At 71.1% G+C, this 13,063-nt stretch carries 17 protein-coding genes; 10 read left to right on the top strand and 7 right to left on the bottom strand.

Going from position 1 to position 13,063, the window contains the following annotated elements; translation table 11 throughout:
- The first annotated feature begins 16 nt into the window (after window positions 1-16).
- From ccoO to ASC76_RS08200, 6 genes are read left to right on the top strand one after another with little or no spacing between them, the layout of a single operon-like run.
- Window positions 17-643: a cytochrome-c oxidase, cbb3-type subunit II gene (gene ccoO / locus ASC76_RS08225; RefSeq protein WP_056464730.1), complete on the top strand. Its 627-nt coding sequence runs from the start codon at window positions 17-19 to the stop codon at window positions 641-643.
- A 10-nt stretch (window positions 644-653) separates the two neighbouring features.
- A complete protein-coding gene (locus tag ASC76_RS08220; protein ID WP_056464727.1) occupies window positions 654-803 on the top strand; it encodes a CcoQ/FixQ family Cbb3-type cytochrome c oxidase assembly chaperone in 150 nt (49 codons plus the stop codon).
- Window positions 800-1,714, top strand: a complete 915-nt coding sequence (gene ccoP / locus ASC76_RS08215; protein WP_056464725.1) for a cytochrome-c oxidase, cbb3-type subunit III — start codon at window positions 800-802, stop codon at window positions 1,712-1,714. The genes ASC76_RS08220 and ccoP overlap by 4 nt, the downstream gene beginning before the upstream one ends.
- A gap of 56 nt (window positions 1,715-1,770) precedes the next feature.
- Complete coding sequence (gene ccoG / locus ASC76_RS08210) at window positions 1,771-3,165, top strand: cytochrome c oxidase accessory protein CcoG (RefSeq protein ID WP_157615656.1); 1,395 nt, start codon at window positions 1,771-1,773, stop codon at window positions 3,163-3,165.
- 17 nt (window positions 3,166-3,182) lie between these two features.
- The gene (locus ASC76_RS08205) at window positions 3,183-3,431 is read left to right on the top strand and encodes a hypothetical protein (RefSeq protein ID WP_056464723.1); all 249 of its coding nucleotides are present in this window, start codon (window positions 3,183-3,185) and stop codon (window positions 3,429-3,431) included.
- Entirely contained in the window at window positions 3,428-3,685 is a 258-nt protein-coding gene (locus tag ASC76_RS08200) for a hypothetical protein (protein WP_056464721.1), read from the top strand. The genes ASC76_RS08205 and ASC76_RS08200 overlap by 4 nt, the downstream gene beginning before the upstream one ends.
- Window positions 3,686-3,695: 10 nt before the next feature.
- Here ASC76_RS08200 and ASC76_RS08195 read toward each other — a convergent pair whose 3' ends face one another.
- Window positions 3,696-4,280 carry a hemerythrin domain-containing protein gene (locus tag ASC76_RS08195; RefSeq protein WP_056464719.1) on the bottom strand — a complete coding sequence of 195 codons (585 nt, stop codon included), beginning with the start codon at window positions 4,278-4,280 and terminating at the stop codon, window positions 3,696-3,698.
- Window positions 4,281-4,442: 162 nt separating this feature from the next.
- Between ASC76_RS08195 and ASC76_RS08190 the strand changes: the two genes are divergently transcribed.
- Window positions 4,443-4,865: a universal stress protein gene (locus tag ASC76_RS08190; protein WP_056464717.1), complete on the top strand. Its 423-nt coding sequence runs from the start codon at window positions 4,443-4,445 to the stop codon at window positions 4,863-4,865.
- A gap of 18 nt (window positions 4,866-4,883) precedes the next feature.
- Here the strand turns inward: ASC76_RS08190 and fnr are convergent, their stop codons facing one another.
- Entirely contained in the window at window positions 4,884-5,672 is a 789-nt protein-coding gene (gene fnr, locus ASC76_RS08185) for a fumarate/nitrate reduction transcriptional regulator Fnr (protein ID WP_082548915.1), read from the bottom strand.
- Between the two features lie 85 nt (window positions 5,673-5,757).
- On the opposite strand from fnr, the gene hemN reads away from it, so the two are divergent.
- Both hemN and ASC76_RS08175 read left to right on the top strand, forming a co-directional pair.
- Window positions 5,758-7,170 (top strand): oxygen-independent coproporphyrinogen III oxidase, encoded by a 1,413-nt coding sequence (gene hemN, locus ASC76_RS08180; protein WP_056464715.1) that lies wholly within the window; start codon window positions 5,758-5,760, stop codon window positions 7,168-7,170.
- Complete coding sequence (locus tag ASC76_RS08175; protein ID WP_056464713.1) at window positions 7,170-7,886, top strand: sulfite exporter TauE/SafE family protein; 717 nt, start codon at window positions 7,170-7,172, stop codon at window positions 7,884-7,886. Before hemN ends, ASC76_RS08175 begins: the two co-directional genes overlap by 1 nt.
- On the opposite strand, the gene ASC76_RS08170 is transcribed toward ASC76_RS08175, so the two are convergent.
- The 4 genes from ASC76_RS08170 to ASC76_RS08155 all read right to left on the bottom strand — a co-directional run bounded on the left by ASC76_RS08170 (window position 7,873) and on the right by ASC76_RS08155 (window position 11,907).
- A complete protein-coding gene (locus ASC76_RS08170; RefSeq protein WP_056464711.1) occupies window positions 7,873-8,712 on the bottom strand; it encodes an arylamine N-acetyltransferase in 840 nt (279 codons plus the stop codon). The two genes, ASC76_RS08175 and ASC76_RS08170, sit on opposite strands and share 14 nt — an antisense overlap.
- Window positions 8,709-10,415 carry a SulP family inorganic anion transporter gene (locus tag ASC76_RS08165; protein WP_056464709.1) on the bottom strand — a complete coding sequence of 569 codons (1,707 nt, stop codon included), beginning with the start codon at window positions 10,413-10,415 and terminating at the stop codon, window positions 8,709-8,711. The genes ASC76_RS08170 and ASC76_RS08165 overlap by 4 nt, the downstream gene beginning before the upstream one ends.
- Before the next feature lie 51 nt (window positions 10,416-10,466).
- Window positions 10,467-10,895, bottom strand: a complete 429-nt coding sequence (locus tag ASC76_RS08160) for a hypothetical protein (protein WP_056464708.1) — start codon at window positions 10,893-10,895, stop codon at window positions 10,467-10,469.
- Window positions 10,896-11,010: 115 nt separating this feature from the next.
- The gene (locus ASC76_RS08155) at window positions 11,011-11,907 is read right to left on the bottom strand and encodes a response regulator (protein ID WP_162247080.1); all 897 of its coding nucleotides are present in this window, start codon (window positions 11,905-11,907) and stop codon (window positions 11,011-11,013) included.
- Between the two features lie 177 nt (window positions 11,908-12,084).
- Here ASC76_RS08155 and ASC76_RS08150 point away from each other — a divergent pair, with 177 nt between their 5' ends.
- Window positions 12,085-12,570, top strand: a complete 486-nt coding sequence (locus ASC76_RS08150; RefSeq protein ID WP_056464703.1) for a hypothetical protein — start codon at window positions 12,085-12,087, stop codon at window positions 12,568-12,570.
- Here ASC76_RS08150 and hpaR read toward each other — a convergent pair.
- A complete protein-coding gene (gene hpaR / locus ASC76_RS08145; RefSeq protein WP_056464701.1) occupies window positions 12,567-13,019 on the bottom strand; it encodes a homoprotocatechuate degradation operon regulator HpaR in 453 nt (150 codons plus the stop codon). The genes ASC76_RS08150 and hpaR overlap by 4 nt on opposite strands.
- Window positions 13,020-13,063 lie beyond the last annotated feature (44 nt).

Here is a 13,063-nt window from a genome sequence, read left to right as displayed (position 1 = left end):
CCGGAGCCAAATCACCATGTCCAACGTCAATCCATCCACCGGCTTCTCGCACGAGAAGATCGAGACCAGCAACTTCCTGATGATCGTGCTGATCCTGCTGGTCGTCGCGGTCGGCGGCATCGTCGAGATCGTGCCGCTGTTCTTCCAGCGCTCGACCACCGAGCCGGTGCCGGGCCTCAAGCCCTACACCTCGCTGCAACTCGCCGGGCGCGACATCTACACCCGCGAGGGTTGCTACAACTGCCACTCGCAGATGATCCGCACGCTGCGCGCCGAGGTGCTGCGCTACGGCCACTACTCGATGGCCGGCGAATTCGTCTACGACCACCCGTTCCAGTGGGGCAGCAAGCGCACCGGGCCCGACCTGCACCGGGTCGGCGGCAAGTACAGCGACGAGTGGCATCGCCTGCACCTGGAGAACCCGCGTGACCTCGTACCCGAGTCGAACATGCCCGCGTACCCCTGGCTCGTGCGCAACAAGCTCGACCCGACGGATGCCGCGCCCCGCATGACCGCGCTGCGCCGCGTCGGCGTGCCGTACTCGGACGCCGAGATCGCCGCGGGCGGTGCCGAGCTGACCGGCAAGACCGAGCTCGATGCGCTGGTGGCCTACCTGCAGGTGCTCGGCACCGCTGTGAAGTGAGGATGAGCTGATGGACATCAATGCACTCCGGATCGTCGTGACGCTGCTGTCGTTCGCGGTCTTCATCGGCATCGTCGCGTGGGCCGTCGCGCGCCGCAACGCCGCGGCCTTCTCCGAGGCGGCGCAGTTGCCGTTCGCCGGCGAGGAGTCGCCGCGATGAGCGACTTCACCCACATCGGCTGGTCGATCTTCGTCGGCGCCGCCACCGTCATCGGCCTGCTGGGCTGCCTGTGGCTGCTGTTCGTGGCCTCCAAGCGCACGGTGATGGCGGCGGACAACAGCACCGGCCACGTCTTCGACGAAGACCTGGTCGAGATGAACAACCCGCTGCCGCGCTGGTGGATGTGGCTGTTCATCCTGACGGTGCTGTTCGCCTTCGTTTACGTGGCGCTGTTCCCGGGCCTCGGCAGCCTGCCGGGCAAGCTGGGCTGGACCAGCGACAACGAGGTCGCGGCCGAACAGAAGGCCGCCAACGCCGCGATGGCGCCGCTCTATGCGAGCCTGGCCGCGACGCCGGCCGAGCAGCTGCGCCGTGACCCGAAGGCGATGGCGATCGGCGAGCGCCTGTTCATCAACAACTGCGCCACCTGCCACGGCTCGGACGCGCACGGCAGCAAGGGCTTCCCGAACCTGACCGACGGCGACTGGCTGCATGGCGGCGCGCCCGCCAAGATCGAGGAGACGATCACCCAGGGGCGCGTCGGCATGATGCCGCCGATGGCAGCGGCGGTCGGCACCGCGCAGGACGTCCGCAACGTGGCGCACTACGTGCTGAGCCTGTCGAAAAGCGCGCACAACCCGATCTATGCCGCCGCCGGCCAGCCGAAGTTCGCGGTCTGCGCGGCCTGCCACGGGGCCGACGGCAAGGGCAACACCGCCATCGGCGCCCCCAACCTGACCGACAAGATCTGGCTGCACGGCTGGGGCGAGGACGCGATCGTCGCGATGGTCAACAACGGCAAGACGAACACCATGCCGGCGCAGGCCGGGCGCCTGACGCCGGAGCAGATTCACGTGCTGGCGTCTTACGTGTGGAGCCTGTCGCAGCCGGGTTCGCCCACGACGCCGTGAGTTCCGTGTCGAAGCGGGTCATCCCGATCGTCGCGTCGGCGCCTTCGCCGGCGGAGATGGTGTCGCTGTACCAGAGCGAAGCGAAGATCCAGTCGCGCTCGGTCACCGGCTGGTTCGCCGGCTGGCGCTGGGCCCTGGTGTGGGCCACGCAACTGGTGTTCTACGGTCTGCCGTGGCTCGAATGGGGCGGGCGGCAGGCGGTGCTGTTCGACCTGGGCGCCCGCCGCTTCTACATCTTCGGGCTCGTGCTGTACCCGCAGGACTTCATCTACCTGTCCGGGCTGCTGATCCTCTCGGCGTTCTCGCTGTTCCTGTTCACCGCGGTGGCCGGGCGCCTGTGGTGCGGCTTCGCCTGCCCGCAGACCGTCTACACCGAGATCTTCATGTGGGTCGAGCGCCGCTTCGAGGGCGACCGCCAGGCGCGCATCAAGCTCGATGCCGCGCCGTGGAGCACCGGCAAGCTGCTGCGCCGCGGCGGCAAGCAGTTGGTGTGGATCGGGATCGGGCTGTGGACCGGCTTCACGTTCGTCGCCTACTTCACGCCCGCGCACCAGCTCTTCGCCGGCGCCATGGCGCTCACGCTCGGCCCGTGGGAGTGGTTCTGGAGCCTGTTCTACGGCTTCGCGACCTACGGCAACGCGGGCTACATGCGCGAGCAGGTCTGCAAGTACATGTGCCCGTACGCGCGCTTCCAGAGCGCGATGTTCGACCGGGACACGCTGATCATCAGCTACGACACCGCCCGCGGCGAGCCGCGCGGCTCGCGCGCCCGCGGCGTCGCACCGGCCTCGGTCGGCAAGGGCGATTGCATCAACTGCACGCTGTGCGTGCAGGTGTGCCCGACCGGCATCGACATCCGCGACGGCCTGCAGTACGAGTGCATCGGCTGCACCGCCTGCATCGACGTGTGCAACGGCGTGATGGACAAGATGGGCTACCCGCGCGGCCTGATCCGCTACGCCACGCAGAACGGCATGCAGGGCGGCTGGAGTGCCGCGCGCATGTGGAAGCGCGTGTTCCGGCCGCGCGTGCTCATCTACAGCGGCGTGTTGCTGGCGATCGCGGTCGCGTTCGTGGCGAGCCTGGCGATGCGCGCGCCGTTCCGTGCCGACGTGGTGCGCGACCGCGGTGCGCTCGCGCGCATGGTCGACGACGGGCGGATCGAGAACGTCTACCGCATCCAGCTGATGAATGCGAGCGAATTGCCCCAGCGCTTCCGCATCGTGGTGGACGGCCTGCCGCAGGCGGCCGTGACGATCCGCGGGCCGGTCGAACTCGGCCCGACGCAGGCACGGTGGGTTCCGGTCGCGGTGCAGATCCCGCCGGAGGTCGCGCAGCAGCTGGGGGCGGGCGCCCACCCGATGCACTTCCGCATCGCGTTGCAGGACGGCCCCGATGCACCGGTGCGTGCGGAGCGGTCGGAAAAATCCACCTTCGTGGTACCACGCTGAAAAGGAACGATGACGCCATGAACGCAATCCTGATTCCCCCGCCCGCAGTGCCCTGGTGGCGCGTCGGCGTGATGTGGCTGTTCGTGGGCGGGCTCGGCACCGTCGTGGTCGCCAGCCTGGCGCTCGTCGGCACGGCGGTCCGCGGCGCGGATCCGGTGATGCCGCAGGTCGCCGCACGCGTGGCGCCGTCCGACCCGGCCGCGGCACCGGCCCTGATCGGGCGCAACCACGCCGCCTCGCCGCTGCGGCCCCGTCCCGCGCCATGAGCCGACGCGCGCTGCAGATCCTGTGGCCGGCGTTCGTCGTCGCCGCGGTGCTCGAGATGCTCGTGTTCGCGGTGGTCGACCCGGGCGAACTGCATTGGTTCGGCGGCGCGTCGATCGACTGGTCGGAGCAGGCGATCTACACCTTCACGTTCCTGGTGTTCTGGGGGGCGATCTCGACCGCGGGCGCGCTGACGGCGCTGCTCACGATCGAGGCCGACGGCCCCGCTCGCGCCTCCGCGACCGAGGGCGAGTGATCGCCCGGCCTCAGGCCGTGGCGCCCAGCCCGATCGGCGCGGGGACCGCGTTGACGATGCGCGTGAACATCGCGCGGTAGTCGGCCTCCGGCGCGTGGCCGGTGAGCGGGTCACGGTTGGCGGCGAAGGCCTCGTCGAGCTCGGCCCAGTCGGCGTCCGTCAGCGTGCGCCTGGCGAGCGGCAGGATCTCCTGCTCCTCGACGCCCATGTGGGCGAGGTAGAACTCCACATAGCGCTGCGCGTCACGCTCGAAAGCCTCGCGCCGCGATTCGCCGAGCATCTCGAACGCCAGCAGCGCATGCTCGAGATCCCGTATGCGGCGCTCGCCGCAGGCGTGGTCGGCATCGAGCCGGTCCAGCAACTCGCGCGCCAGCGGCGTGCGCGCCCGCAGCTTCGGGAACAGCAGCTGCGACTCGAGCCGGTGGTGGCGCTGTTCCGGAAATTCGTCGACGTAGAACAGCATCGCGCGCAGCGCCGCGAAGTCCGGGAGCGTGCCGCGCCGGCGGTGTTCGGCCAGCAGCAACGGGATCGAGCGCAGCATCGCGGCCAGCGCGGCGTGCTCTTCACGGATGATGCGCAGGGTGGGGTGTGGCATGGAACCTCGCGAGTAGGGTAAGGACTGTCCGCAGCGGATGCGCCGACCGGGCCGGTCCATTGTTCTGCCGGTGCGCGCGGCCTCGCTTGATGTCGGTCAAGCCCCGGGCGCTCGGCAGCGCCGACGATCGGCTCCTCGACACACCACGCCGGAGAAGCCTTCATGAAGATCCTCTTGCCCGTGGACGGCAGCGACTACACCAAGCGCATGCTCGCCCACCTCGCCGCCCACGAGGAACTGCTGGGCGCCAGCCACGAGTACATCGCGTTCGTCGCGGTCCCGCCGATCCCGTCGCATGCCTCGCGCTTCCTCGACCATGCTTCGCTGAACGCCTGGTACGCCGAGCGCGCCGAGGAGGTGTTCAAGCCGATCCGCGCGTTCGCCGACCAGCAGCACTGGAACCTGCGCACCGCGCACCGCTGCGGTCACCCGGCCGAGGCGATCACCGACTTTGCGGCCGAGGAGAAGGTCGACCTGATCGTGATGGGCACGCACGGCCAGTCGGCCCTGGCCAACATGGTGCTGGGCTCGGTCGCGACCGGCGTGCTCGCCCGCTGCAAGCTGCCGGTCCTGCTGCTGCGCTGAGCGCGCGGTGCGGCGCGCTCAGCAGGGCGTGCTGTTGACGAGCTGGCGCAGGGCTGCCTCGTCGAGCACGCGCAGCTGGCGCTGCCGCACTTCGAGCACGCCATCGTCCTGGAACTTGGAGAAGGTGCGGCTGACGGTCTCGAGCTTCAGGCCCAGGTAGCTGCCGATCTCCTCGCGCGTCATGCGCAGCACCAGCGAGGTCGGCGAGAAGCCGCGCGCCTGCAGCCGCTGCGTGAGGTTGAGCAGGAAGGCGGCGAGCCGCTCCTCGGCGCGCATGCTGCCGAGCAGCAGCATCACGCCGTGCTCGCGGACGATCTCGCGGCTCATCACCTTGTGCAGCTGACGCTGCAGGTCGCCGAACTGGCGCGACAGCGATTCGAGCTGGCCGAACGGCAGCACGCAGACCTGCGAGTCCTCGAGCGCGACGGCGTCGCAGGTGTGGCGCTCGCTGCCGATGCCGTCGAAGCCGAGCAGTTCGCCGGCCATCTGGAAGCCCGTGACCTGGTCGCGGCCGTCCTCCGCGGCGACGCGGGTCTTGAAGAAGCCGGTGCGCACCGCGTACAGCGATCGAAAAGCCTCGCCGGCGCCGTAGAGCACCTCGCCGCGCTTGACGGCGCGGCGCGACTCGACCAGGGCGTCGAGCCGGTCCATGTCGTTCGGCGCCAGGCCGACCGGCAGGCACAACTCGCGAAGATTGCAGCTGGAGCACGCGACCTTCAAGGTCGCCGCCCGGATCGGCACGACTTTGCTGCTGACGCGGCGTTCCGCGGGATCGTCGAGCGGTTCGGCAGGGATGGGCGTGGGCATGCGCCGCAGTGTGCCCGCCGCTGCGGGGGGCTTGTTTGATCGCCGTCAAGCCGTGCATCCCGGTCCGCCGGCACAGTGGCCGACCATGAACACCGCCATCCTCGCGGACGGTCCGATCGTTTCGGCGGACCTGTTGCGCCGGCTCGACCAGCCCGGTCCGCGCTACACCTCCTACCCGACGGCCGACCGCTTCATCGAGGCCTTCGGACCCGAGGACTACGAGCGCGCGCTGCGTTCGCGCATGCAGGGCGCGAGTCGCAATGCCGGTGTGGCGCCCTTGTCGCTGTACGTGCACATCCCGTTCTGCGCGTCGCTCTGCTACTACTGCGCCTGCAACAAGATCATCACCCGCCACCACGAGCGCGCCGCGCCGTACCTGAAGGCGCTCGAGGCCGAGATCGGCCTGCACGCGGTCGAGCTCGGGCTGCATCAGCCGGTGTCGCAACTGCACCTGGGCGGCGGTTCGCCGACCTTCCTGAGCGACGAGGAACTGTCCGGTCTGATGGCGATGCTGCGCCGCACCTTCGCGATTTCCGCCAGCGCGGAGATCTCGATCGAAGTCGACCCGCGCACCGCCGACCCGCAGCGCCTGCGTCACCTCGCAGCACTCGGCTTCAATCGCCTGAGCCTCGGCGTGCAGGACTTCGACCCCGCGGTGCAGGCCGCGGTGCACCGCGTGCAGAGCTTCGACAGCGTGCGCCAGTTGCTCGAGTCGGCCCGGGCGCTGAACTTCCGTTCGACCAACGTCGACCTGATCTACGGCCTGCCGCGCCAGACGCCCGCCTCGTTCGCGCGCACGATCGACCAGGTCTGCGCGCTGCGCCCGGACCGGATCGCGCTGTATGCCTACGCGCACCTGCCGCAGCGCTTCAAGGCCCAGCGCCGGATCGACATCGGCGCGCTGCCGCCCGCACCCGACAAGATCGCGATGCTGGCACAGGCGATCGAGGGCTTCGGCGCCGCCGGTTATGTCTACATCGGCATGGACCATTTCGCGCTGCCGGACGACCCGCTCGCAGTGGCCAAGCGCCAGGGCCGGCTGCACCGCAACTTCCAGGGCTACAGCACCCAGCCCGATTGCGACCTGATCGGCCTGGGCGTGTCGGCGATCGGCAAGATCGGCGCCACCTACAGCCAGAACGCGAAGACGCTGGAGGAATACCAGGACGCGCTGGCACAGCACACCTTCCCGGTCGTGCGGGGTCTGGCGCTGAGCCGCGACGACCTGCTGCGCCGCGCGGTGATCATGGCGCTGATGTGCCAGGGCCGGGTCGAGTTCGAGTCGATCTCGCTGTCGCACCTGGTCGACTTCCGCCGCACCTTCGCGGCCGAACTGGCGTCGCTGCGGCCGCTCCAGGCCGAAGGGCTGGTCACGATCGACGCCGATGCGATCGAAGTGACGCCGCTGGGCTGGTATTTCGTGCGCAGCATCGCGATGGTGTTCGACCGCCACCTGCAGGCCGACCGCGCCCGCGACCACTACTCCCGCGTGATCTGATGGCCGACGCCGCGCTCGCCGCCACCGCGCTGCTGATGGGGCTGGCCGGCGGTCCGCACTGCGCCGCGATGTGCGGCGCGGCGCAGACGGGGCTCACCGCGCCGGGCGGCGCGCGGGCCGTGGTCGCGCTGCAGCTCGGCCGCGTGGCGGGCTACGCCGCCGCCGGCGCGCTGGTGGCGGCGAGTGTCTCGGCCCTGGCCGGCTGGGGCAGCGCCGCGCCGGTGCTGCGCCCACTCTGGAGCCTGCTGCACGTGGCCGCCATCGCGCTCGGCGGCTGGCTGCTGTGGCAGGGGCGCGCGCCGGTCTGGCTCGCGCAGCTCGGCACCCGCGCCCGCGACGCCGGCCCGCCCGGCACGGTACGCTTCCACCCGCGCGGCGCGACGGGTTTGCCCTGGCGTCCGGCGATGGCCGGCGCCTGCTGGGCGGCCATGCCGTGCGGGCTGCTGCAATCGGCGTTGATCGTCGCGGCGCTCGCGAGCGGGCCGTTGCAGGGCGCAGGCGTGATGGCCGCGTTCGGCCTCGCGTCGGCGGCCAGCCTGGCGCTGGTGCCGTGGGTCTGGCGGCGGCTCGCGCTCCGGCGCGGCGCGTTGATCCGGCCGACCTTCGCGGTGCGCCTGGCGGGTGCGTTGCTGGTGGGCAGCTCGGTGTTCGCGCTGGCACACGGCCTGGCCGACGAGATCGACCGCGCGATCTGCGCGACGCTCACCCCGGCATGAACGCGCCGTCCAGGCCTTTCGGCACGCGCTCGAACAACGCGGCGGCCGGAACGGGCGGCTCGAGGTCGAACACCTCGTCGAGCACGCGCGCCAGGTCGGCCGCGTCCGCGAGGCGCCGCACCTGCGTCGCTCCGTCGTGCATGCGCAGGGTCAGCTTGTCGTTGAGCAGACTGGCGCGGCACGCGGCGGTCAGCCGCTCGAGCCGCAGGTTGTGGCAGAAGACCGAGCTGGGGTGCGTGCCGGTGAACCAGTTCAAGGGCTCGTAGTCGACCGGCAGGTGCGGTTCGCGCGTGAACCGGTAGACCGGCGTCCAGCCGGCGGGCAGCTCCGCCTCGAGGGTGAAGGTCTCGCCGTCCTGCGCGATGCGTTCGGTGCCGCCCGGGGTGCGTTGCACCAGCCCGGGCACGAAGCGCAGCGGCGCGCCGAGCAGGTGGCCGCCGAAGCCGACATCGGCGAGGAAGGCGTCCTGCGGCGCAGTGGGCAGCGTCACGGTCAGCAGCATGTGGCTGCGCGCGCGGACCGCGGCACCGGGGGCCGCCATCCAGACCACGCGCGCCGCGAGCGACGTGACCGCGAAGCCGAACTCGATCAGCGCCAGCCGCAGCAGCGCGTTCTGCTCGTAGCAGTAGCCGCCGCGACGGCGTGCGACCAGCTTGGCCTGCAGCGCCGCCGGCGCCAGCAGCGGGGCGCGGCCGAGGAACGCGTCGAGGTTCTCGAACGGAATCGCGGCCGTGTGGGCCGCGCAGACGGCGTTCAGCGCCGCGAGGGTGGGTTCGCGCGGGCCGGTGTAGGCGATGCGGTGGCAGTAGGCGTCGAGGTCGATCATCGGAGCGCGTCGTCGAGGTTCGTCAGGCCCGTGACGATACGCCCCGGGCCGAGCGATCTCTCGAAACCCGAGCGCCGCATCAGCGACCGCGGCTGCTCGTTGACGTTCGCCAGCACCAGCACGATGCCGCGCCGCTCGAGCGTGCGTTGCAGCTGCTGCAGCGCGTCGATGCCCGACGCGTCGACCAGCACCAGCCGGCTCGCCTCCAGCACCAGCCCGCGGGTGCCGGGCGGCAGCAGCGCGGGCAGGCTCTCGATGCCGCCGACCGCGCCGAAGAACAGCGACCCGTAGAGCGCGCGCACCTGCACGCCCTCCGGCAAGGTCTCGCCCGGGGCGGTGGCGTGCGGCAGCACGCTGAACAGCATGCTCATGCGGTAGATGAAGAATACGCAGGCCAGCACCAGGCCGACCTCGACCGCGACGGTCAGGTCGAAGATCACCGTCAGCGCGAACGTGCCGACCAGGATCAGGCGGTACGACGTGCTGAAGTGGCGCAGCCGCGCGAACTCGTGCCACTCGCCCATGTTCCAGGCGACGAAGAGAAGGATGCCGGCCAGCACCGCGAGCGGCACCGCCGAGGCCAGCGGCGCCGCCACCAGCACGACGACCAGGATCACCAGCGCATGGACGATCCCGGCGACCGGGCTGGTCGCGCCGGCGCGCACGTTGGTCACGGTGCGCGCGATCGTGCCGGTCGCCGGGATGCCGCCGAAAAACGGCGTGACGAAGTTGGCCACGCCTTGCGCCATCAGTTCCTGGTTCGGGTCGTGGCGCGGGTGGTCGATCAGGTTGTCGGCGACGCGCGCGCAAAGCAGCGACTCGACCGCGCCGAGCAGCGCGATCGTCAGCGTCGGGATGAACAGCTGCTTGGCCGTTTCCCACGTGACGTCGGGCAGCGCGAAGTGCGGCAGCGCGGCCGGGATGCCGCCGAAGCGCGTGCCGATGGTCTCGACCGGCAGGTCCAGCACGGCCGCCAGTGCACTGAGCGACACCAGCGCCACGATTGGCGCGGGCGTGCGCGCCGCGACCCGCAGCGGCGCGCCGGCCACGTGCGGCGCCAACGACAGCCGCTTCAGCGATCCCCCGGCCGAGAATCCGCGCGTCCACACGAACAGGCCGACGACACAGGCGGCGCCGAGCGCGAACGCATACGGGTTGAAGCTGCCCAGGTGCTGCGCCAGCGTGTGCACCAGCGCGAAGAAGTCGCCCGGCAGCTTGCCGGCGATCGTCAGCCCCAGCAGGTCGCGCAGCTGCGAGACCGCGATCAGCACCGCGATGCCGTTGGTGAAGCCGATGACGATCGGCACTGGCACATAGCGCACCAGCGCCCCGAGCTTGAACAGGCCGAGCACGAACATCAGCACGCCGGCGAGCGAGGTGGCGATCAGCAGGTTGGCCAGGCCGTAGCGCTCGACGATGCCGTAGACGATCACGATGAACGCGCCGGCCGGCCCGCCGATCTGCACCTGCGAGCCGCCGAGCGCGGAAATCAGCAGGCCGGCGATGATCGCGGTGAACAGGCCCTGCTCGGGCTTGACGCCCGAGGCGATCGCGAACGCCATCGCCAGCGGCAACGCGACCACGGCCACGGTGACGCCCGCGCCGGCATCGGCGGCGAAGCGCGACGCGTCGTAGCCCTGCAGCGCATCGAGCAGGCGCGGCCGGAACCGATGCAGGGACTGGGCGAAGCGGGGCAGGGCCATACGGTGTATGGCCCAGTCTGGCACGGCGACTTGCGCCGGCCTTGATCTGCGTCAGTTCGGCAGGCGCGTCTTCGCTTCGCGGGCGAGCTTGGCGCGGCAGGTCGCGCGGTCCTGCGGATCCTGCTGCGCCTCGCAGCGGGCCGCGCTGTCGTCGACCGCGCCGGCGGTCGGCGGCGGCGGCGTGCCGCGGCGCACGCGCGGCTCGGGCTTGGCGGGCGGCGGGTTCTTGCCGAACGGGATCGTCAGCTGCGGCGTGACCGGCCGCTCGGGGCTCAGGTCGCCGGGCGCCGTCGCGCGCTTGCCGGTCTCGGCCGGCGTGCGCAGGCGCGGGCCGAGCGGGCCGGACGCCGGGGCGCGGGGGCCCGAGGCGGCGCTGGGCGGCAGGTCCGGCAGCGGGGCGGGTGCCGACGCGGGGGACTGCGCCATCGCCGACGCACCGGCCCAGGTGGCGACCACGAGGGCACGGCGGAGCAAGGTCATGGGTGTGGTCATCGATCGTCCTTGCACGGCGCAGCGCCGTGTGACGGGATGATGCGCCGCCCGCGTGCGGCGTGCCGTAGGACGACCCGCTGTCGGGAGATCGGCGCCCGGCCGCTCAGAGGCGCCGTGCGTCGGCCGGCAGCGTGACCCCGGCCGCCTCGAGCGCGCGCGCGACGTCACCGCGGCTGAGTGGCTTGATCAGCGGCATCGCGATCCCGGCGAGCGCGGCGCGCACCCGGTCCGCCGGATCGAGCTCCTCCGCGACCATCAGCACTGCGGGGCCGGCGTGCCCGGGCGGGCCTGGCAACTCGCGGGCTTGCGCGAGCAGTGCGACGCCGGCGTCGTCGAGCTCGATGTCGAGGAAGATCGCCGCGAACGGGTGGTCGTTCATCAGTTCGGCCGCCGCGTCGATCTCGCCGACGCTGCGCGCCACGAAACCGAACTTCTCGAGCAGGCGGCACAGGTGCGCGGCGTCGATCTCGTCGTCGTCGAACACCAGCACGTCGCGCAGCGGATCGCCGGGCGGCATGGCGGCACGCGCGCTGGCGAGCCGGGCCCGGCGCGCGGCGGCGCGGGCGGCCGCACGTGCCGCCCTGCGCAACGCAGCGTTCGAGGCGGCCTCGTCCGGCGGTGGCGCAGCCGGCGCGGCGGGGGCCGGCACGATGTCGATCTCGATGTCCAGGACCTCGTCGTCCAGCACCGGCAACTCGCTGACGATCGGGTCCGGCAGTTCCTCGGCCCGGCGCTGCGCCACGGTCCGCCGAGCGGTCAGCTGGTCGAGCGTGCGCAGGATGCGGCGCGGATCGATCGGCCGCGGCAGGTGCGAGGCTGCGCCTTCGGGCGCGTCGCCGCCGACGAACACCGATTGCGCGACCCGGCCCGACAGCACGACGCCCTTGACGGCAGGTTGGGAATCGGCATCGACCACCGCGAAATCGGCGTCCGACAGCGCATCGACCAGGTCGTAGGTCGATTCATGGAATTCGTCCGGGTGCTGGAACGAAAACTGCATGGCCCGGTGCTCGAATTCGCTGAATCCGCAGAGGGCGATCCGGTATCTCATGGGCGGCAGAGGGCTCCGGTCTCGAAAAAGGGGCGGCTGGCCGGACACGCACGCGGTCCAGGCAGGCAGGATACGCAATGTAGCGGGCGAATGTCATCCCCGGCGCTTCATCACCAAGGAGTTCGGATGTTCTACGGATTGACCTGGCTCGGCACGATCCACACCGCGATCAGCCTGATCGCCGTCGCCGCGGGCCTCGTGGCGCTGTGGCGCTGGCGCGAGATCACGCTCGACCAGGGCGTGGGCAAGCTCTACGTGGTGACCACGGTGCTCACCTGCCTGACCGGCTTCGGCATCTTCCAGCACGGCGGCTTCGGCAAGCCGCACGTGCTCGGCATCGTCACGTTGGTGGTGCTGGCGCTCGCCTGGGCCGCCGGCCGCGGCGCATTCGGGCGCTGGTCGCGGATCGTCGAGGTCGTGAGCTACTCGGCGACCTTCCTGTTCCACTGGATCCCGGCCATCACCGAGACGACCACGCGGCTGCCGCTCGGTACACCGCTGCTGCCCAACGCCGAGGCGCCGGAGCTGGTGAAGGCGACCGGCGTGCTGGTGCTGCTGTTCCTGATCGGCGCGACGCTGCAGGTGCGGCGGCTGCGCAAGGCTGCCGCCTAGTCGGCGCCCGGGTCGGCGCGCGGCGTGCGCGCCAACAGCGCGTCGAGTGCGTCGTAGACCTCCTGGATCGAGCGCAGTCCGAGCGCCGCCTCGAGTGTCTGATAGCGCTGCTCGATCAGCGGGATCAGCTTCTGCGCGGTGCGCCGGCTGCGCGGCGTCAGCGACACCTTGACGCGCCGCTGGTCGTGCGCCATGCGCTCGCGCGTCACGAGGCCGGTCTCTTCCATGCGCGCCAGCACGCCGACGATGCTGGGGCTGGAGATCGAGCACGCCTCGCACAGCTGGCGCGGCTCGAGCGGGCCCTGCTCGACGATTTCGCGCAGGATGCGCCACTGCTGCTCGGTCAGGCCCTGTTCGGCCAGCAACGGGCGGAAATGCGCCATCAGGGTCTCGCGCGCGCGCAGCAGCAGGTGGGGCAGATTGCGGTGACGCAGCGCGGCGGCAGGCATGGCAGGCGGTTGTTTGCTCACATCGCAGTGTAAATCGGGTTGTC

The organism is Rhizobacter sp. Root404 (genome assembly GCF_001425865.1).
GTDB lineage: Bacteria > Pseudomonadota > Gammaproteobacteria > Burkholderiales > Burkholderiaceae_C > LMDS01.
This window is presented reverse-complemented; position numbering and strand designations above follow the sequence as displayed.

What these genes read in the sequence shown, in the direction of transcription:
- ccoO (WP_056464730.1), top strand. Translation starts at nt 17, where the DNA reads ATGTCCAACGTCAATCCATCCACCGGCTTCTCGCACGAGAAGATCGAG.
- ASC76_RS08220 (WP_056464727.1), top strand. Translation starts at nt 654, where the DNA reads ATGGACATCAATGCACTCCGGATCGTCGTGACGCTGCTGTCGTTCGCG.
- ccoP (WP_056464725.1), top strand. Translation starts at nt 800, where the DNA reads ATGAGCGACTTCACCCACATCGGCTGGTCGATCTTCGTCGGCGCCGCC.
- ccoG (WP_157615656.1), top strand. Translation starts at nt 1,771, where the DNA reads ATGGTGTCGCTGTACCAGAGCGAAGCGAAGATCCAGTCGCGCTCGGTC.
- ASC76_RS08205 (WP_056464723.1), top strand. Translation starts at nt 3,183, where the DNA reads ATGAACGCAATCCTGATTCCCCCGCCCGCAGTGCCCTGGTGGCGCGTC.
- ASC76_RS08200 (WP_056464721.1), top strand. Translation starts at nt 3,428, where the DNA reads ATGAGCCGACGCGCGCTGCAGATCCTGTGGCCGGCGTTCGTCGTCGCC.
- ASC76_RS08195 (WP_056464719.1), bottom strand. Translation starts at nt 4,280, where the DNA reads ATGCCACACCCCACCCTGCGCATCATCCGTGAAGAGCACGCCGCGCTG.
- ASC76_RS08190 (WP_056464717.1), top strand. Translation starts at nt 4,443, where the DNA reads ATGAAGATCCTCTTGCCCGTGGACGGCAGCGACTACACCAAGCGCATG.
- fnr (WP_082548915.1), bottom strand. Translation starts at nt 5,672, where the DNA reads ATGCCCACGCCCATCCCTGCCGAACCGCTCGACGATCCCGCGGAACGC.
- hemN (WP_056464715.1), top strand. Translation starts at nt 5,758, where the DNA reads ATGAACACCGCCATCCTCGCGGACGGTCCGATCGTTTCGGCGGACCTG.
- ASC76_RS08175 (WP_056464713.1), top strand. Translation starts at nt 7,170, where the DNA reads ATGGCCGACGCCGCGCTCGCCGCCACCGCGCTGCTGATGGGGCTGGCC.
- ASC76_RS08170 (WP_056464711.1), bottom strand. Translation starts at nt 8,712, where the DNA reads ATGATCGACCTCGACGCCTACTGCCACCGCATCGCCTACACCGGCCCG.
- ASC76_RS08165 (WP_056464709.1), bottom strand. Translation starts at nt 10,415, where the DNA reads ATGGCCCTGCCCCGCTTCGCCCAGTCCCTGCATCGGTTCCGGCCGCGC.
- ASC76_RS08160 (WP_056464708.1), bottom strand. Translation starts at nt 10,895, where the DNA reads ATGACCTTGCTCCGCCGTGCCCTCGTGGTCGCCACCTGGGCCGGTGCG.
- ASC76_RS08155 (WP_162247080.1), bottom strand. Translation starts at nt 11,907, where the DNA reads ATGCAGTTTTCGTTCCAGCACCCGGACGAATTCCATGAATCGACCTAC.
- ASC76_RS08150 (WP_056464703.1), top strand. Translation starts at nt 12,085, where the DNA reads ATGTTCTACGGATTGACCTGGCTCGGCACGATCCACACCGCGATCAGC.
- hpaR (WP_056464701.1), bottom strand. Translation starts at nt 13,019, where the DNA reads ATGCCTGCCGCCGCGCTGCGTCACCGCAATCTGCCCCACCTGCTGCTG.